18 protein-coding genes are annotated in these 17,581 nt (G+C 42.5%); 9 read left to right on the forward strand and 9 right to left on the reverse strand.

The genetic code is table 11. The features are described 5' to 3' along the window. The first annotated feature begins 12 nt into the window (after positions 1 to 12). The 5 genes from AC1DXF_RS19930 (at position 13) to AC1DXF_RS19950 (ending at position 3,405) form a co-directional block, all read left to right on the forward strand. Complete coding sequence (locus AC1DXF_RS19930; RefSeq protein ID WP_477450456.1) at positions 13 to 387, forward strand: VOC family protein; 375 nt, start codon at positions 13 to 15, stop codon at positions 385 to 387. Between the two features lie 17 nt (positions 388 to 404). Further along, positions 405 to 677 carry a muconolactone Delta-isomerase family protein gene (locus AC1DXF_RS19935; RefSeq protein ID WP_477450457.1) on the forward strand — a complete coding sequence of 91 codons (273 nt, stop codon included), beginning with the start codon at positions 405 to 407 and terminating at the stop codon, positions 675 to 677. 106 nt (positions 678 to 783) lie between these two features. After that, positions 784 to 1,002, forward strand: a complete 219-nt coding sequence (locus tag AC1DXF_RS19940; RefSeq protein WP_477450458.1) for a hypothetical protein — start codon at positions 784 to 786, stop codon at positions 1,000 to 1,002. Positions 1,003 to 1,566: 564 nt separating this feature from the next. Further along, positions 1,567 to 2,406: a ThuA domain-containing protein gene (locus AC1DXF_RS19945; protein WP_477450459.1), complete on the forward strand. Its 840-nt coding sequence runs from the start codon at positions 1,567 to 1,569 to the stop codon at positions 2,404 to 2,406. 144 nt (positions 2,407 to 2,550) lie between these two features. Then, the gene (locus AC1DXF_RS19950) at positions 2,551 to 3,405 is read left to right on the forward strand and encodes an alpha/beta fold hydrolase (protein ID WP_477450460.1); all 855 of its coding nucleotides are present in this window, start codon (positions 2,551 to 2,553) and stop codon (positions 3,403 to 3,405) included. Between the two features lie 391 nt (positions 3,406 to 3,796). On the opposite strand, the gene AC1DXF_RS19955 is transcribed toward AC1DXF_RS19950, so the two are convergent. The 7 genes from AC1DXF_RS19955 to AC1DXF_RS19985 all read right to left on the reverse strand — a co-directional run bounded on the left by AC1DXF_RS19955 (position 3,797) and on the right by AC1DXF_RS19985 (position 12,304). Beyond that, positions 3,797 to 5,188 (reverse strand): FGGY-family carbohydrate kinase, encoded by a 1,392-nt coding sequence (locus tag AC1DXF_RS19955; RefSeq protein WP_477450461.1) that lies wholly within the window; start codon positions 5,186 to 5,188, stop codon positions 3,797 to 3,799. Between the two features lies 1 nt (position 5,189). Then, on the reverse strand, positions 5,190 to 6,464 hold the full coding sequence (locus AC1DXF_RS19960; RefSeq protein WP_477450462.1) for a sugar isomerase: 1,275 nt from the start codon (positions 6,462 to 6,464) through the stop codon (positions 5,190 to 5,192). A 351-nt stretch (positions 6,465 to 6,815) separates the two neighbouring features. Continuing rightward, a complete protein-coding gene (locus AC1DXF_RS19965; protein WP_477450463.1) occupies positions 6,816 to 8,936 on the reverse strand; it encodes a bifunctional aldolase/short-chain dehydrogenase in 2,121 nt (706 codons plus the stop codon). Positions 8,937 to 9,105: 169 nt separating this feature from the next. Then, positions 9,106 to 10,185, reverse strand: a complete 1,080-nt coding sequence (rhaT, locus tag AC1DXF_RS19970; protein WP_477450464.1) for an L-rhamnose/proton symporter RhaT — start codon at positions 10,183 to 10,185, stop codon at positions 9,106 to 9,108. A gap of 112 nt (positions 10,186 to 10,297) precedes the next feature. Beyond that, on the reverse strand, positions 10,298 to 10,894 hold the full coding sequence (locus AC1DXF_RS19975; protein ID WP_477450465.1) for a mobile mystery protein B: 597 nt from the start codon (positions 10,892 to 10,894) through the stop codon (positions 10,298 to 10,300). Further along, entirely contained in the window at positions 10,885 to 11,349 is a 465-nt protein-coding gene (locus AC1DXF_RS19980) for a mobile mystery protein A (protein WP_477450466.1), read from the reverse strand. The genes AC1DXF_RS19975 and AC1DXF_RS19980 overlap by 10 nt, the downstream gene beginning before the upstream one ends. Positions 11,350 to 11,476: 127 nt before the next feature. Next, positions 11,477 to 12,304, reverse strand: a complete 828-nt coding sequence (locus AC1DXF_RS19985; protein WP_477450467.1) for an alpha/beta fold hydrolase — start codon at positions 12,302 to 12,304, stop codon at positions 11,477 to 11,479. Between the two features lie 235 nt (positions 12,305 to 12,539). On the opposite strand from AC1DXF_RS19985, the gene AC1DXF_RS19990 reads away from it, so the two are divergent. The 3 genes from AC1DXF_RS19990 (at position 12,540) to AC1DXF_RS20000 (ending at position 15,035) form a co-directional block, all read left to right on the forward strand. Further along, on the forward strand, positions 12,540 to 13,367 hold the full coding sequence (locus AC1DXF_RS19990; protein ID WP_477450468.1) for an N-acetylmuramoyl-L-alanine amidase family protein: 828 nt from the start codon (positions 12,540 to 12,542) through the stop codon (positions 13,365 to 13,367). A 140-nt stretch (positions 13,368 to 13,507) separates the two neighbouring features. Further along, positions 13,508 to 14,173, forward strand: coding sequence for an autotransporter outer membrane beta-barrel domain-containing protein (locus AC1DXF_RS19995; protein ID WP_477450469.1), 666 nt, complete (start codon positions 13,508 to 13,510; stop codon positions 14,171 to 14,173). A 286-nt stretch (positions 14,174 to 14,459) separates the two neighbouring features. After that, positions 14,460 to 15,035 (forward strand): YceI family protein, encoded by a 576-nt coding sequence (locus AC1DXF_RS20000; RefSeq protein WP_477450470.1) that lies wholly within the window; start codon positions 14,460 to 14,462, stop codon positions 15,033 to 15,035. Between the two features lie 63 nt (positions 15,036 to 15,098). Here AC1DXF_RS20000 and AC1DXF_RS20005 read toward each other — a convergent pair whose 3' ends face one another. After that, positions 15,099 to 15,320 carry a hypothetical protein gene (locus AC1DXF_RS20005; RefSeq protein ID WP_477450471.1) on the reverse strand — a complete coding sequence of 74 codons (222 nt, stop codon included), beginning with the start codon at positions 15,318 to 15,320 and terminating at the stop codon, positions 15,099 to 15,101. Between the two features lie 427 nt (positions 15,321 to 15,747). Continuing rightward, positions 15,748 to 16,140: a hypothetical protein gene (locus tag AC1DXF_RS20010; protein ID WP_477450472.1), complete on the reverse strand. Its 393-nt coding sequence runs from the start codon at positions 16,138 to 16,140 to the stop codon at positions 15,748 to 15,750. Positions 16,141 to 16,256: 116 nt separating this feature from the next. Between AC1DXF_RS20010 and AC1DXF_RS20015 the strand changes: the two genes are divergently transcribed. Then, positions 16,257 to 17,507: a DUF2130 domain-containing protein gene (locus tag AC1DXF_RS20015; RefSeq protein ID WP_477450473.1), complete on the forward strand. Its 1,251-nt coding sequence runs from the start codon at positions 16,257 to 16,259 to the stop codon at positions 17,505 to 17,507. The last annotated feature ends 74 nt before the right edge of the window (positions 17,508 to 17,581 follow it).

Consider the following 17,581-nt stretch of genomic DNA (forward strand, 5'->3'; position numbering starts at 1 on the left):
AACTAAATACCTATGAAACTTAACCATATTAACCTGCCTGTTAACGATGTAGCCGCCAGCTGCGCTTTTTTTGAACGATATTTTGATTTTGAATGTACCGGCAAAAAAGGAGATAACCTGATTGCCATATTACAGGGAACCGATGGGTTTACGCTGGTATTAATGGCCAATAGTTTTAACCGCGACGGCAACACCACATTTCCTGATGCTTTTCATATCGGTTTTTTTGTAGATAGCCGGGAGCAGGTAACTGCTATACATAACCGGCTTTTACAGGATGGTTTTGAAGTAGGGCAGGCCCCGGCCCCTATGCGCGGCGGGTACGGGTTTTATTTTAAGGCCCCTGGTAATATACTTACCGAGGTAACCTGTAATAATATCAATTAAAATTTAATTCATTATTTATGACACCAGCATCAGCCTATAAAAATCCGCACCATGTAATGTTGTTTTTTGAAGAAAACCAGGTTAATGATACCTGCATGGCCGAACGTGCCGCTTACTATCAGCACCTTAAAAGGGATGGGAAAGTTTTGTTAAGCGGCAACTTTTGGAACCAGGCCCGCAATTTTATAATTGTACATGTAGCATCTGACATGGAATTGGAGCAAATTATCGATAATGACCCGGCGGTAAAACAAAATATTTTAAAATTGGTGCGGGCCATGCCTTTCTGATTCATCCCGGCACCCCGTTAAAACACCTACTGCGCTATGGGTTAAAACACGGGGTGGTTACGCTTGCATATAAGTACTCCGCGTAATAGTTTTGGTAAACTATACAATGGAATCATTTGAACTACAAGTTTATAAAAGAACCTATAAGATTATCCAGTCGGCTATTGGCAAAACTACGGTTTTTAGCGTTTTTAGCCACTCCTCATTTCATACCATAATCAAGGCAGATGCCAATTGCTGGGAGGTGGTTGAGCACCGTTTCGGCAATCGGCAAATTCCCCTGCAATTAATAGGTAAAGGCATCGACGACTACTTTGGCTTGTAGTTAATTATACACCGGATATTCGGTTATCCCGGGCCGGGCATCTTTGTTGGGTGCAACTGTGTTTGCGCGTAAAATCCCCCAATTATAAAACCGTAAAACCCGAATGGTAAATCCGTAGTACCCCTGGTTGTTTTAAATTGTAGATAGGATACTTTTGAACAATAAGTTATGAAATCAGGGACAATAGCTTAGGGCAGCCGTTTGCATTCATGCAGCGGCTGTTTTTTTAGTTTAGATTTCATCGATTTGTGGCTCATGGGACGCCTACTTTAATCTTAACAGGCCAGGGAAATCGCTTTTAAAACAGGAGGCACCTACGGAGCCTAAAACTATTGTTTTTTTTACTATAAACACGAAACTCCGCTGGAGTTATAAACCCGGAGCCTTCGACTCCAGCGGAGTCACGTGTTTATAGCATTACATCCACCCACACAATTTTGGCTCCGTAGGTGCCTCCTTTTTATCTTTCGCTTTAAAAGCGATTTCCCTGCTTAACAGGCAGGCATCCATCCACTTTAAATAAAAATGACTTAGTTTTATGCCAAATAAACCAAAGCATCAACCATGACTATCCGTATTTCAAAACTTGTTGTACCCGTAATTGTACTGTGTATCGTTTGCCTTGGTTTTTATAGGGCCTGCGCTCAAAATAATAAGCCTTTTAAAGTAATAGCCTTTTATACCGGTCGTAACGATAAGGCGCACATCAGTTTTATGCACGAGGCCAATAAACGTTTCCCGGAGATGGGCAAAAAATACAATTTTACTTATGATTCTACCAGTAACTGGAGTAATATGAATGCTGCTTTCCTGGCCAAATACCAGGTAGTGTTGTTTTTAGATACCCGGCCGGATGACCCTGCACAACGTGCAGCGTTTGAACAATATATGAAAAACGGCGGCGGCTGGATGGGGTTCCATTTCTCGGCCTTTGCGCTTACACCATCAGATTATCCTCAAAACTGGAACTGGTATCACAATGAGTTCCTGGGATCGGGGCAGTATGCAAGCAATACATGGCACCCTACAGCAGCTATTTTAAGGGTTGAGGATGCCAAGCACCCGGTAACCAAAGGCATACCGGTAACTTTTAAAACGCAACCCAACGAGTGGTACCGCTGGGAGCATGATTTGCGTAAAAATCCGGATATCGATATTTTATTATCCGTGGATTCAACCAGTTTCCCGCTGGGCAATGGTCCTAAACCCCATGAGATTTGGCACAGCGGCTATTATCCTGTTGTATGGACAAACAAAAAATACCGTATGGTTTATTTTAATATGGGCCATAATGATATGGATTATGATGGCGGAACCGACCGTACTTTATCATACACTTTTGATAACGATACGCAAAACCAGTTGCTTATCAATAGTTTGTTGTGGTTGGGGAGGGGGAAGTAGGAGTTCCGGTTTATAAAGGAGAAGTTTTAACTGGTTATACCAAACTTACGAAGTTTTTAAAACTTCGTAAGTTTCTGAGCCGGTAGCAGGTGATTCGGATGCAATGTTTTAATACCTTAGCTTTCCAAACATGCTACCCGCCAAATGAAGAAACTAAAACTATTGCACCGCCACATCCTCGCTTTAGAGAATAAAGAAAATGTTGATTTAACAGATATGCTTTGGCAACTCATCTGCTATTCGCCCAAAATGCTGCCGAGGTTACAGCAACAGCAATTGTTAGATGAAGCCCAAAAGTTTACATTGCCGGTTGATGATCCGCATTTTGCAAAATCGGTATTAAACTTTAATGGTTTTATTTGGGGCGATGGCAGTAAAAAGGTTTTGATAAGCCATGGCTGGGGATCAAAAGCCATTGATTTTGATGAGGTGATAACCGGGTTAAAAGCAATTGACGATATCCAGATCATTGCTTTTGATGCGCCGGGTAATGGCAGTTCGGAAGGAGAACTATCCAACCTGATACTATTTGCAAAAGCTGCCGAGGCGATTATCAGCCGGTATGGCGCACCGGAGGTTATGATAGGCCATTCATTGGGGGCTATGGCCAACGTGATCGCCATAAACGAAACTAATATTAAACCGGCCCTGCAGATAAGCATTGCCCCATTAATTAAACTTAAAGAAAACTTTAAAGCCACGATGAATGCCGCCGAAGTACCGTTATCGGCGCAGGAAAAGTTTTTTGAAAGTTTCAGGGAGCTTTTTGAACTGGATGCTTCATACTTTGATATCAACACCAAACATATAACCGGGGCACTAAAGCATTGGCTGGCTTTTGATAAGGAAGATAAGGTATCGCCTTATGACTATCTGCAGGAGTTTTTGACCTTTAACCCGGAGATTGTTACACACGAATATTTTGGACTTGGGCACGAAAGGATTATTAAAGATGCCGGGATTGTGGGGGATATAGTGGGGTTGGTGAAGGAGGTATAAAATAGGTGAAGAAGATTTAAAACTATGTCATTGCGAGTATCCATCAGGTAAACCTGAAAAAAATGGAGATGACATGATTGCAAATGGGGCTTAATGTAGAGACGAAAAATTTTGCGGATCCCTTTTAAAAAAGCGGTGGAAATGTGCGATTCCCCTCTTGAGAGGGGCGGAGGGGTGTGTTAATGCATGCGCAATGAAACGCGGAAAAACACACCCCTGCAACGCACTCCCAATCCCGCCCCCTCTCGAGAGGGGAATAAAAAATGCGTTTGATAATCAATAACTTATATCGATGTCATTATAAGGAACGAAGCAATCGCGGACAATGCATATTCGCAATGCATACATAGTCCGCGATTGCCACGCTGCGCTCGCAATGACATGGGGGGTGTTAAGCAACCTCATTTTGAACTCCCGAATAATACTTCAACTCAATCAAATCATGCGGCAGTGTTTTGCTATTCCAGCAGGAATGGATAGCCAAAGCCGTGCCCACAGCTGTAGCCTGGGCCATTGATGCGGCATAAACCTCCAGTTGCGGAAACGCCAGCGCCAGCAGGTGCATGAACACGCTGTTTTTGCTGAACCCGCCATCAACAAAAATCCTTTGTACTTTACAGCCTTGTAATACGTAGTTAGTTGATATGGTTTGCTGGTTAACAATATCTATCATCAGTTGGTGATAGGCTTCAATATCATCGGCAAAATCATTTAAATCCCGCTGTTCAAAAGCTGATTTTTGTAGCTCGCCATCCTTTTTGTTACTTGTTAAAGCGCTATCACGCCGGGTTAGCTTTGCGGCTACAGCTGTATCATAATTAATGGTCCGGTAAACAATTACATCCTGGTTAAAGTGGTCTGCAATTCGCTTTACCTGTTGCTCGTATTCGTACCCTGTAAACAGGCGCGATGCTTTTACCGGGCTGCCTTTGTATTGCAGGTAGTTGAGGCAATCGTTTTTTAGTTCATCAGCAGTAAGGGGTGTTTGGTTAAATGGGTTTAAACTAATAGACCATGTGCCGGTTGATATGAGCACAAAGGGCATGTTAAAACTTACCAGGTAGGGGATAAGCGCTGCCGAGCTATCATGCAGGCCAACTCCCACACAAAAAGTGGTACCCGGAAATACAGAAGGTAAAATGCTATCGGCAGGTTTTAACGGGGCCATTTTAGGTAGTATAGCCTCATCTTTTACCCATTGATGGTAATCATTGCCTGCAAAGTTCCAAAGGGCTGTATGGCAGCCTATGCTGGTTAAATCGGTAACCATTTGGCCGCTTAACAGGTAGCTCATGTATTGGGGTAGGTGCAGGGCGTATTTAAGTTTTTTAAATACCTCCGGCTGTTGGTATTTAAGCCTGTACAATTGCAAACCCGAATTGAGGTTACCCAAAACCGGCGAGGCAGTTTCACGTGCAAACCGCGCTTCATCGCCATAGGTTTGGTAAAACTGCCTGCTCAGCTCTGGCGGATATGGTTTAAGGTAATTATACAAGGGGGTTAGCGGGGTGCCATCTTCATCTACATAAACAAAGCTTGCGCCGTAGGTAGAAAAATTGACCGCTTTTAAATCAAACTCTTTATGCTTAAAAATCTCGCGCAGCGAATCAAATACCGACAGGCGCAGGCTATCGAGGTTTTCGCATGGGTCGCCATCTTCGTCGTGGGTTTCAGTAAAGCGGGCTGTGCGTTCAAAAACTATCTTGTAGTTCTCATCGAACAGGAACAGCTTCTTGTTGGTTTTTCCCACATCAAAAACAGCTATAACGGGTATTTGCGCCATATTATAATCCGGTTGACACAGCTTTTGCTCCGCGTTCTTTAATCAATTGGTTACGTACCGTCTGTGCCCTGTACAAGGCAAGAGGGTCCAGCGCCCCACCCGCGCGTAAACGAGCCTCGGCTAATAGCGGGCGTACATCAGTGCGGTAAGCATGCTGTAATATTTCCTGTGCTTTAACCACATCGTTATCCTGTTGCGCTTGTTTTAGCGCAGTTACATCAACCAATAAGGCCTGTGCATAGGCAATTTTAATGGCTTCTACCGATTGGATCAGATCCTCGATAGGGTCTTTCACGTTATGCGATGCATCAATCATCCAGCCAATGGCTGTTGCATGGTTCATGCCGCGGGCGTCCATACCCTCTACCAGTTCATTAAATATAAGGAACAATTGGTATGGGTTGATGCTGCCAACGGTAAGGTCATCATCGCCATATTTAGAGTCGTTGAAGTGGAAGCCGGCCAGCTTGCCTTCCATCAGCAATAAAGATACAATTTGCTCAATATTGGTGCTGCCCAAATGGTGCCCCAAATCGACCAGGGTTTGAGCCTTGTCGCCTAATTTGGATGATAGGAGGTACGATTGACCCCAATCGCCAATAGTTGTCGAATAAAAATTAGGCTCGTAAGGCTTGTACTCAACCCAAACTTTCCAATCGGCAGGCAGGGCCTCATAAATTTCCTGTAAGCTTTCCAGCGTACGCTCAAAAGCGCCGCGCATGTTTAGCTGCCCCGGGAAATTTGATCCGTCAGATAACCAAACCGATAAAGCTTTTGAATCCAGTTCGACACCGTACTTAATAACTTCGATATTGTGGGCAATAGCCTGCTTTCGCACAGCCTTATCTACATGGTGCAATGAGCCATATTTATAGCTCAGTTCCTGCGTTGCCTGGTCCTGGAAAGTATTGGAGTTAACCGCATCAAAATGCAACCCCAGTTGTGCAGCGTGTGCCTTAATAGCATCCGCATTTTTAGGGATATCCCAGGGAATGTGCAGTGAAATTGAATTACTGCTGCGGTTTAATGCATGAATTAAACCCACATCTTCAATTTTTTCTTCCAGGCTGCGCGGTTCGCCACCGCCAGAAAACCTGCCGAAACGTGTGCCCCCAGTACCTAAAGCCCAGCTTGGTATAGCTATATTAAAATCAACCAGTTTTTTCAGGATGGTATCCAGCCCGGTTACATCAGCAGCAATAAAATCAAACTTGCGTTGGTGCGCTGCCTGGTGCTGATGGTTATATTCTTCGATTATGCTCTTCTCTAATTGCATGTTTATCGGTTTATAATGTTCTTCTCTTCAATTTCCCTGTCATCCTGAGGAACGAAGGATCTATCAGCTGTGCATGACCGATAGAAAAGTTCGCGAATAGATCCTTCGTTCCTCAGGATGACAGTTTTTTATTTTGATGTCATTTACCCACAATGACATATCTGTAAATCCCAGACTTACGAAGTTTTTAAAACTTCGTAAGTCTCAAGCCTTCGTTTTGCGAACGTGGCAATCGTGAACTTTGCATATGTGCCCGGCATAGTTCGCGATTGCTTCGTGCCTCGCAATGACATATTTATTTTATTTGTTGGCTAATTTAAGACCATGAACCATGATCTATGAACCATTTGCTTAACGAACAAACGCCATCGCCACGCCGCCATCAACATTCAACACATTGCCGGTTGATTTGTTGAGCAGCCCGCCGGTAAAGGCAAAACAGGCATTGGCGATATCCGCCGGTAAAATTACTTCGTTTAATAAGGTACGTTTGGCATAGTAGGCAGGCAGTTCGGCTACGGTGATACCGTAAGCTTTTGCACGGCCCTCGGCCCAGCCACCGGCCCAGATGTTGCTGTCGCTGATAACCGCATCCGGGTTAACCACGTTCACGCGGATATGATCGGCGCCTAACTCGGCAGCGTTTAAACGGCTCAGGTGTAGTTGTGCGGCCTTGGCAGAGCCGTATCCCGCGTTGTTTGGCCCGCTAACTAATGCATTTTTGCTTACAATATTGATGATATCGCCACCGATAGCTTGCTTTTTCATGATGGCCACGGCGGCCTGGGTAATAAAGAACTGGCCTTTTACCAAAACATCATATAACAGGTCCCAGTCTTTTTCGGTATGATCGCCGATGGATTTGGAGATGGATAAGCCCGCGTTGTTAATTACAATATCCACCCCGCCAAAAGCCAGGGCCGCAACTGCTAAAGCCGAATCAATTTGTTCGCTATTGGTAACATCAAGCACGGCGGTGGCATAGGAGTCTTTACCGTATAGTTTTTTAAATTCTTCGCCTGCACTTTCCAAACGTTCGGCATTCATGTCGTTCAGGATCACAACAGCGCCTTCGTCAACAAATTTTTTGGCGATGGCTTTGCCTATGCCGCCTGCACTGCCGGTTATTAAGGCAATTTTACCCGATAAAGCCTTTGGTTTTGGCATGCGCTGTAGCTTGGCTTCTTCCAATAACCAGTATTCAATGTCAAATGCTTCCTGGCGTGGCAGCGAAGTATATTCCGATATCGCCTCGGCACCCTTCATTACGTTGATGGCGTTGGTATAAAACTCTGCCGCAACACGGGCAGTTTGTTTGTCTTTTGAGAAAGAGAATAAACCAACACCAGGATATAAAATGATTACGGGGTTGGTATCCCTGATGGCCGGGCTGTTATCGTGTTTGCAGGTATTGTAATAATCGGTATACATTTGGCGGTAGGCCTCAAACGCGGGGGTAAGGCGCTCCTGCAAAGCTTTAACGTCGCTTAAATCTTCGCCCGGTGTAAGGTCTAATACCAGCGGACTGATCTTGGTTCTCAAAAAGTGATCAGGGCAGCTGGTGCCTAAAGGTGCCAAACGGTCAAGATCATTGGAGTTAATGAACTCTAACACGCGTGCGTCATCAGTAAAGTGACCAACCATATGTTTTTGGCTTGAGCAAAAACCACGCAGGATTGGGGCAATGGCGGCAGCCTGTTTTTTACGGCCGGCTTCGTCCAGGCTTTCAATTTTTTGACCACCAAAAACAGGGGCTTTTTTGCCATAGTTTTCTTCCAGGTATTCGGCACAGCGCTCAATTACTTCTAATGTGTTAACGTAGCTTTCATAAGCCGTATCGCCCCAGGTAAATAAACCGTGCGAACCTAACATGATGCCACGGATGCCGGGATTTTCGTCCAGGCATTGTTTCAATTGCAGGCCCAGCTCAAAACCTGGTTTTTTCCACTCTACCCAGCCTATGGTGCCGCCAAAAAGTTCCTGTGTTATTTTTTTACCGTCCTTTGCTGCGGCGATAGCGATCGCGGCATCTGGGTGCAGGTGGTCGATATGCGCGAAGGGTAAAAAGCCATGCAGAGGAGTATCTATAGAGGGGGCTTTGGAGGCAAGGTCGTAAATACAATGGTTAAACAGTTCAACCATTTCGTCTTCATACTCCACGCCTCGGTACACATTTTTAAGGCTGCGCAGGCGATCGACATATAGGGCTGCCAAACCGCTTTTTTTCAACGTGCCAATGTCGCCGCCCGATCCTTTAATCCACATTACTTCAACATCGCTGCCGGTTAAAGGGTCTTTGGAGATTACTTTGCAGGAGGTATTACCACCGCCGTAATTGGTTAACCTCAGATCGGCACCTAATAAGTTGGACCGGTATATTAATAATGCTACCTCGTCGCCGGCAAGCTCGGCTGCTTTGGCATCATCCCACAGGTAACTTACGTGCTTAAATTGTGTTGTTTTGACAGACATATGTGTGTTTAATTATTGAATTATTGAGTTAGTGAATTATTGATTGAGTTAGTTAGTGAATTAGTGAATTAGCGATTTAGTGAATTAGTGAATGTTTACTGTTTAACAAATATTGAAAAAGCCGCGTTGCAGTTCAATTCACTAATTCACTGACTCACTAATTCAGTCATTATTTTAACGAGTTACCGTAGCCCACCACAAGCACAGATAATATAATTACCGCTATACCGGCAATTACAGTAGCAAATGCTTTTTTGCTAACGCCTTTCCATTCTTTTAGCACAAGGCCCCAGGTATTGGCTATCAGGATGATGAAAGCCATGTGCAGGATCCAGGAACTGGCCCCGTTGCCCATCTTGCTTTCGCCCATGCCGTAAAAAAAGAACTGTAAAAACCATGTGGTACCGGCTAACGCTGCAAACAGGTAGTTTTTAAGCAGTGGCGTTTTTTTATCGGTATAATTACCAAACGTTTTGTTGCGGGCGTTTAGCACCATGCACCAGATAAAGTTGGTGGTTAAGCCACCCCATAGTATAATAATGTACGTTACATTGTTTTGATACAGAAAGTTACCCTGCCCCGGGTGCGCAGCCTGCCAAATATGGTTTGCCGTATCGGCCATTGATTTGCCGGCTTCGATGCCAAAGTTGAAACAAGCGCTTAACACGCCAGATACTACAGCTACCAGGATGCCCAGCCCAAAGCGATATTCTTTGTTTTCGTTGGCTATGGTTTTATCGGATGATAGTTCTTTTTCCTTCATCATGCCGGCTTTGCCACATATAACTATACCTGCAACACATAGTAATATGCCTAATAATACAAACTGCCCCCATTGGTTATGCAGCATCATGCTAAAAGTGTCTTTGCCCGCTTTTGGAACCAGGTCATAATATACCGATGGTATTAAAGCCCCGAATACCGAACAAAGCCCCAGTATGATGGTACTGCCTAATGATACCCCAAGGTATCGCACACCTAAACCATAAGTGAGGCCGCCAATACCCCAGAGCAGGCCCATTAAATACGTCCACCCGATAACGGATGCACTGGTGTGGCTGATGATATCGGCAAAGCCGGGTATGGTTAACCAAGCGGCCAGCGGCGGAACGATGAACCAGGAAAAAATGCCGCCTACTATCCAGTAGCTTTCCCAGGCCCAGCCCTTAATTTTTTTGTAGGGAATATAAAAACTCCCCGAAGCGAACCCGCCGATAAAATGGAAAAAGACTCCAAAAATAATTTGCATACTCTTAACTGGTTTAAATTGGTAAAGCTAATGTAGGCAATAGTAATCCGGGAACTGTCATGGACTGTCATGAGTTGGGCGGGGGCGGGGGGATTGTCTGCAACACATATGGTTATGAACGGGCAAACTGAATTAGTGGATAAACGTCACCTTTATCCGCTTGTTTAACAGCAGTTAGATATTGTTTGCGTGCTTCGCTGGCCTTAATCAAATTTGTGCTGCCCCAGGAGTATACAGGCTGATCGAAAAGATGCTCAATAATTACATCTGCAATCAGCCTGGAATGCCTGCCATTGCCGTTGGAAAAGCAATGGATACTTACTATGCGGTGCTTAAACCGAATTGCAATTTCGTCTGGCTGGTAAGTGTTATGATCTATCCAAAATTTAACATCATCCAACAGGTATTTTAGTTCTACAGCTATCATAAAACGGTCGACACCCATATTTTTATTTGAGTTTCTGAACTTACCTGCCCATACCCAGGTATCGCCAAACATTTTTTGGTGAAGTTGTTTTATGAAATTTTCTGTCAGTAGTTTTTCGACCTTAAATCTTCTTGCTAAGGTCCACTCAATAGCTTTTTGAATATTTAGTTGTTCAAACTCATCCAGTTCTGCGCGTGTAGTGATGGTAGTAATGAGCAAACCCTCTTTTTCCTCTTCGTCCAAAGGGGTTTGCCCATCCTCGTATTCAAAATTTATTCCCATAAATACTTGGGCAACTCTTCTTTGATTTCTTCTGCTTTCTCGTTTATAGCTTTCTCTATCCTTTCGGCCGAATTTTCCTGGTCTTCAAGTTTCATGGAGTTTGATGTTCTTAAAACAATTTTTCGGGCCAGTTCCTTCGCTCGTTTCTCGATCATTGCTTCGATAGAACCGTGTTTTGGTACCATGCCGTAAACCAATTTCATATCCAAAGCATCCGCTGCTTCCCGCAGCCGGTTTAAGGTAATGTTTCCCGATGCTTCCCTTAACTCCAGTTCATTCACGCTTTGAGGTGTAATATGCAAACGGGATCCAAACTGCTGTAAAGTCATTTTTAAAGATGTTCTTACAGCATTTAACCAGCCTTTGTCCGGCACAATTACCTGCTCCACGGGTCGAAACATGGTTAGTTTTTTGTCCATTTGGCCAATAACCAGCTGTTGTTTTTTATCTTTCATGAAATTATTTCCTTAAAGGTTCATCAAATATAAGGTAATAACCTGAAAATATGAAATGTATTTCATGTTATAGGCTGATAAATAATCGGCTTTATCAGTCTATAACCTGATTTTTATACTGAGAAGATCATCGTTTATTAAATGGCTGTTCAAAAAAGTCATCAACCAGTTTGTTAAAATCATCTGCATGCTCCTGTAGCGTAGGATGACCTGAGTTGGGTACAATCCATAAATAGGATTTGGGTATATTTTGAGAAATAATTACCGTATGCTCAACCGGGATAAGGTCACGGTCGCCACCTATAATAAGCGAAGGGCACTTGATTTGGTGGAGTTCGGTTAATTTGATGTGCGGTTGGTCATAATCCAGCATGAATACTTTCCAGTCGTTTTTTTCTTTCGCAGTTTTCCAAACCTCATTTTTATGTGCCGCGTAGTTTTTCTGCATACCTTTCCATAAGCTGGGTATTAACCCGGTTGAATCGGGCCACAGGTTTGCCCCGGTAGATGCCAGTTTAATCACTTTTTCAGGATGGCGCATGGCCAGTTCCAGTGCGTTAATGCCACCATCGCTCCAGCCAACAACGTAAGCCGAATCGATATGCATCGCATCCAGCAGGGCGGCAAAATCATCGGCCATCTGTTCAAAACTCAACGAGTCGGCTGCATCGGTCGACTTGCCGTGCGCCCGGCTATCCACCGCTATAACTTTATATTTTTTAGCAAAATATGGGATGTTGTTTTTGAAAGCGCTCATTTTATCGCCATTGCCATGTATCATCAGCAAGGGTTTGCCGCTTCCGTAAGTCTCGGTATACAGCTTAATACCACGTATGCTGTAATATTTGCCTACCGATGCATTGTCGCCGTAAGGCAATTGTTTTTGCTGGCTGTAACTGGTTTGTACAAAAAAGATGGAAACGAACAGGGTAAATAGTAGTTTTTTAATTGACATATCAAATGGTAAGTAGTAAAACATAAATATAAAAATTTAAATATGATATGTATTGCATGCCGGTATCGCTTTTGCAGTTTTGTTATTTTTTGAACCGAAATGACGTTAAAATGTTAACTAATACTACCTTTGCGGAATTTAATTAAACATACATTTAAACTAAGTACACCAAACAATATCTTAATTATGTCATTTATAATTAAAATATCAGCGTACTTATATACAATTATTCTTCATGTTTGCTATCTGCTTAAAAAGTACCCGTATACCCGCACTTGTTTGTTTTTTGATCAGCCTGGCTAATGTTAATAGTTCATACGGGCAGCAAAGCGGTACTTCCAACCCGGTTACAAATCACTTTAAGTTTAAAACAGTTATTATTGATGCCGGCCATGGCGGTAAAGATCCCGGCGCGCATGGTGCTACTTCAAAAGAAAAAGATATTGCCCTTAGCATAGCCAAAAGACTGCGCGACCTGGTAAATAATGAGATGCCGGGAATTAAAACCATCATGACCCGCAGCACAGACACTTTTATTGAACTGCATAAACGAACCGACATTGCCAACAGCAACCATGGCAACCTGTTTATCTCTATCCACTGTAATTCATCGCCAAAAAAAAGGGCCAAAGAACATGGCACCCTGGTATTGGTTTACGGTTTTCACCGCAGCCAGGAACAGCGTGAGGCCCTGCGCGAGAACGCTTCTATTTTTATTGAAGATGACTACAAGAGCAAATACAATGGTTACGGCGAAGATAACGTGGTGAACACCATTGTGTTGAACGCTTTTCAGCAAAAGTACCGTAAGCAAAGCATCCATTTTGGCGATATGATTATTCACCAGGTAAAAAAAGCGGATGGTCGCCATACCTTTGGTGTAAAAGAGCAGGGTGTATTGGTATTGGCCCAAAGCGGTATGCCGGCGGTGCTGGTTGAAACAGGCTTTATCAATAACCCGGCTGATGAAGAATACCTGAAATCGAAAGACGGTCAGTTTTCAATTGCTACTTCGATATTAAAGGCGCTTAAGGAGTACAGGGATAGCCTGGAGGGAAGGTAAGCCGAGGCTGAACAAAACCCAATTAAACGTCACTTATAATCTTATATTATCACGAAAAATATTTATTTAATAATAGACTTTTTGGCAAAATATAGGCAAACAAACGCCGTTTCAACTGCTCAACAAACTATTATTACAATATGAAAAAAGTACTTCTTTTAATCCCTGCATTTTTACTGGCTTTTCAAATTTCAAAAGCCCAAACCGAAAAAGGTTCGCAAACATTAGGTGTGAATGTTGGCTTTAACTACCAAAAGTCGAAAAACTTATCTATCAATCCGTATGATAACTCGTCCTTTAATTCTACTATCAAGACCACTGGCTTTTCTATAGGGCCCAACTATAGTTATTTTATTGCCGATAAATTAGATATTGGTGCTAATTTGAACTATGCCGGTTATAGCCTGGACGATAATTCCCCAAACTATCCAACTAACCGCGATTCGCACGAATATAGCGCGCAAATATTTTTAAGAAAATATTTCATGTATGGAAACAAATTAGGAATACGCACAGGCCCTTACTTTGGGTATGGCAGATACAATACCAAGTATACCTATAGTGGTGCGGATGTCATTTATAATAATTCGGAGAAAATTAACGGTTACAGTGCTGGTATCAATCTTGGATTGGTATATTACCCATCTAAAAGTCTTGGTGTTTCGGCCAATTTGGCTAATCTTTCCTATAATCATACTAAGTCTGATAATGATAAACAGGGAAATGGAAGCAGCGATAATTTTAACGCTAATTTTATAAGCAATAACCTGGCACTCTCTGTTTTCTACGTATTTAGCGCTAAATAAATTTTAACTCATTTAAGGCAGATAAGCGAATAGTATTTATCCGCCTTAATTCAAATAAACATGGCCGCCGATAAAGGTTATTGATTTTTATCACTGGATATTAAAATTTAATAGTATTGATAACGTATGTGTTGACCGAGATTTGTATATTACCCCACTAAATCAGTCGTTATTTGTCATGCTAATTTAATAATTAAATGTTTAAACATTTAATCGCTTATTATTCCAATTCTTTGTATACTTTTGGATCATAAAAAAAATCAAGTCTCAAAAAAAATTAAACAAAATGAAAAAAATCTTTATCCTGTTGGCATCAGCATTTTTATATACTGCTGCATCTGCACAAACTACCTGGACTGTTGACAAAGCACACTCAAACGTTAAGTTTACAGTTACCCACTTATTAGTAAATGATGTTGATGGTACTTTTAAAACTTATGATGCTACCATTGTTGCTGCAAAGCCAGATTTTAGCGATGCTAAGGTGTCGTTTACTGTACAAACAGCATCTGTAAGCACAGATAACGATTACCGCGACAATCACTTAAAATCTGCTGAATTTTTTGATGTTGCCAATAAACCAACAATTACCTTTACAAGCACAGGTATCACAAAAACATCTGATAAACATTATGCGGTTACCGGTAACCTTACATTAGCTGGCGTTACCAAACCGGTTACTTTCGACCTTTGGTACCGTGGTACTATTCAAAACCCAATGAGCAAAGCCGATGATGCAGGTTTCCAGTTAACAGGTACAATCAAACGTGCCGATTTTAACTTTGGCAGCAAATTTGGCTCAGCCATGTTAAGCGATGAAGTTACTATTAAAGCTAACGGCGAATTTGCTAAAGCTAAATAATTACAATACTGTTTTAAAACACAAACGGCGTACCTTGTAAAATGGGTACGCCGTTTGTGTTTGCTAATTTTTGTTGCGCTGGTATTGTACCTTAAGCTGCTGTTTTTGCAGGTAATAGATAATGACAGTACAAATACCAACCACTACTACCAGTGCCGCGCCTGTGATAACATGTATAACCGGTACCTGGTAATTGGGGTTAATTAATGATTCGGTGATGTTTGGGATAATGAGGGCGATAAGTGGTAAGCAGGTAAATAATCTTAATAGTGCGAGTTTTTTCATAATGATTTATAATTATGTAAGCCTTCGCTACAAATGGCCGATTAAATCAGGATCGGGAGATAAAGGTTTTAGTGATGGCTTGCGGCCTCAAATATGGCAAATTGATGCTTAGCAAAAAATACCCACAATTTGGTATTTTAAACTGCCGTTAAGCCGTTAAGCCGTTAGTCTGAAGTCCGAAGTCTGTAGTCGGAAAGTCCGGAGTATTCTTGAGATTGATTCGTTATTTCGTGGATGGCACAATACAGCCTGTTTTTTTGGCATACGCATGCATTTTAGGAAGAATAATTTAGACGGGAAAGTGGGAATAGTAGAGTTAAGTCAGCAGTATTAAGTCGTAAGTCTAAAGTTGTTTTTTTTTCTCTTTTGACTTAGAACTTAAGACTTTGGGCTAAAGAATATCCGTCAATTTATCGTTGACACGACACTAATCGGCCAGGAGTTGTTTTAAGGTATCAAACCAAAGCTGGTTTTTTGTACCAAAAAAGCGAAGATCTACAATGAGGTAAACAACGGCGGTATCGTCGCCTTGTTTGTAACGTAACCTTAAGGGCTGGCAAAACAAACCTTTATTTCTGACTAATGATCTTTTATAAATTTCATCAAATCCAAGGTATACTTGCTCAAGCTTGTTTAAAGGGATATTTAAGTAGTTGTAGCCATCAATAACCAGGCTTGTTGGGGTCAATATGATTTCACCCTCACGATGGTGGGGGGGCGGAGTTAGCGAAAAAAGGGCTCCGGCTTCGTCGATCAATGTAAGCGCCGCGATTTCGTAATCGTAGCTCCACAAGACCTTGCCAATTTGTAAAATTTGCATTGATGTAATATAGAAATAATAAATGATAACTGCAAGTATTACATTCTTGTCAAATTTTGGCGCTGTATAAATTCCTATATTTGAGGTGCGAAAATGTTTTTCGCGTGATAATAAGTATGGCTACAGAAGTTAAGTGCCCCAGTTGTGGTTTTGGTTTTCCGATAGAGGAGGTGATGGCCGAGGAGTATAAAAAAGAGCTCCGGGTTAAAATGCAGGATTATACCCGCCAAAAGGAGGAGGAATACCGCAAAAAAGACGAGGATTTTTTAAATAAAGAGCGGCAGCAAAAAGCTGAATTTGAACAACGCCTGAATGCCGAAAAAAAACAATTGCAGCTGGTGTTGGAGGAAAATTTGCGTAAATCCATCAGCCAGGATTATGAAAACCAGGTGCTGATGCTAAAAAATTCGGCACAGGAGAGCGAAGAAAAATTAAAGCTTTCGCGCCTGAAAGAGCTTGAGTTTTTACAACGCGAAAAGCAACTGCTGCTAAAAGAGGAAGAGATGGAGCTTGCCCTGCAACGCAAGTTACAGGAGCAACGTAACGAACTGGGCGAGCAGATACGCCGCCAGGAAGCCGAAAGGCATAGCATAAAGGATATAGAGTACCAGTTAAAGGTAAAAGAACTGGAGAAACAGCTGGACGACCAAAAGAAGCTTGCCGAAGAGATGAAGCGCAAAGCCGAGCAAGGGAGTATGCAGTTGCAGGGCGAGGTACAGGAGCTGATACTGGAAGAATTGCTGCGTAACTATTTCCCGTTTGATATAATAAGCGAAGTTGGCAAGGGTGTTCGCGGGGCCGATTGCGTGCAAACTGTTCGTAACCAGTTTGGGCAGGAGTGCGGCAAAATTATTTATGAAAGTAAGCGTACCGCTACCTTTGGCGCCGACTGGATTGATAAACTCAAAAAAGACATGCGCAGCGTTGGCGTTGATGTAGCGGTTATTGTTACGCAATGCTACCCTAAAGGAATGGATTGTTTTGGCGAGAAGGACGGGGTTTGGATTTGTAGTTTCGACGAGGTAAAAGCAGTATCGTATATCCTGCGTGATGGCGTGATCAAGTTATCAAACCTTATCAAATCGCAGGACAATAAAGGTGACAAAATGCACCTGTTGTATGATTACCTAACCAGCAGCGAATTTTCTGAACAATGGAAAGCCATTAGGGAAGGTTACATGAGTATGCGCCTATCTATCCAAAAAGAACGCGACGCGATGGAGAAAATGTGGAAATCGCGCGAGAAGCAACTGGATAAAGTATTGTTGAATGCCGCCCACATTAAGGGCAGTATTGAAGGTATTGCCGGTAACGATAGCATTCAGCTTAGCTTAACGGACGACGAGGATACCCTGTTGCTGGAATAATGACACGATTTTTCTTTCAGGTTGAAAGATTACAGTTAGGTTAGGTTTTTGGAATTTTATTTAAGCTTTCCCTT

The organism is Mucilaginibacter sp. P2_A5, from assembly GCF_056404995.1.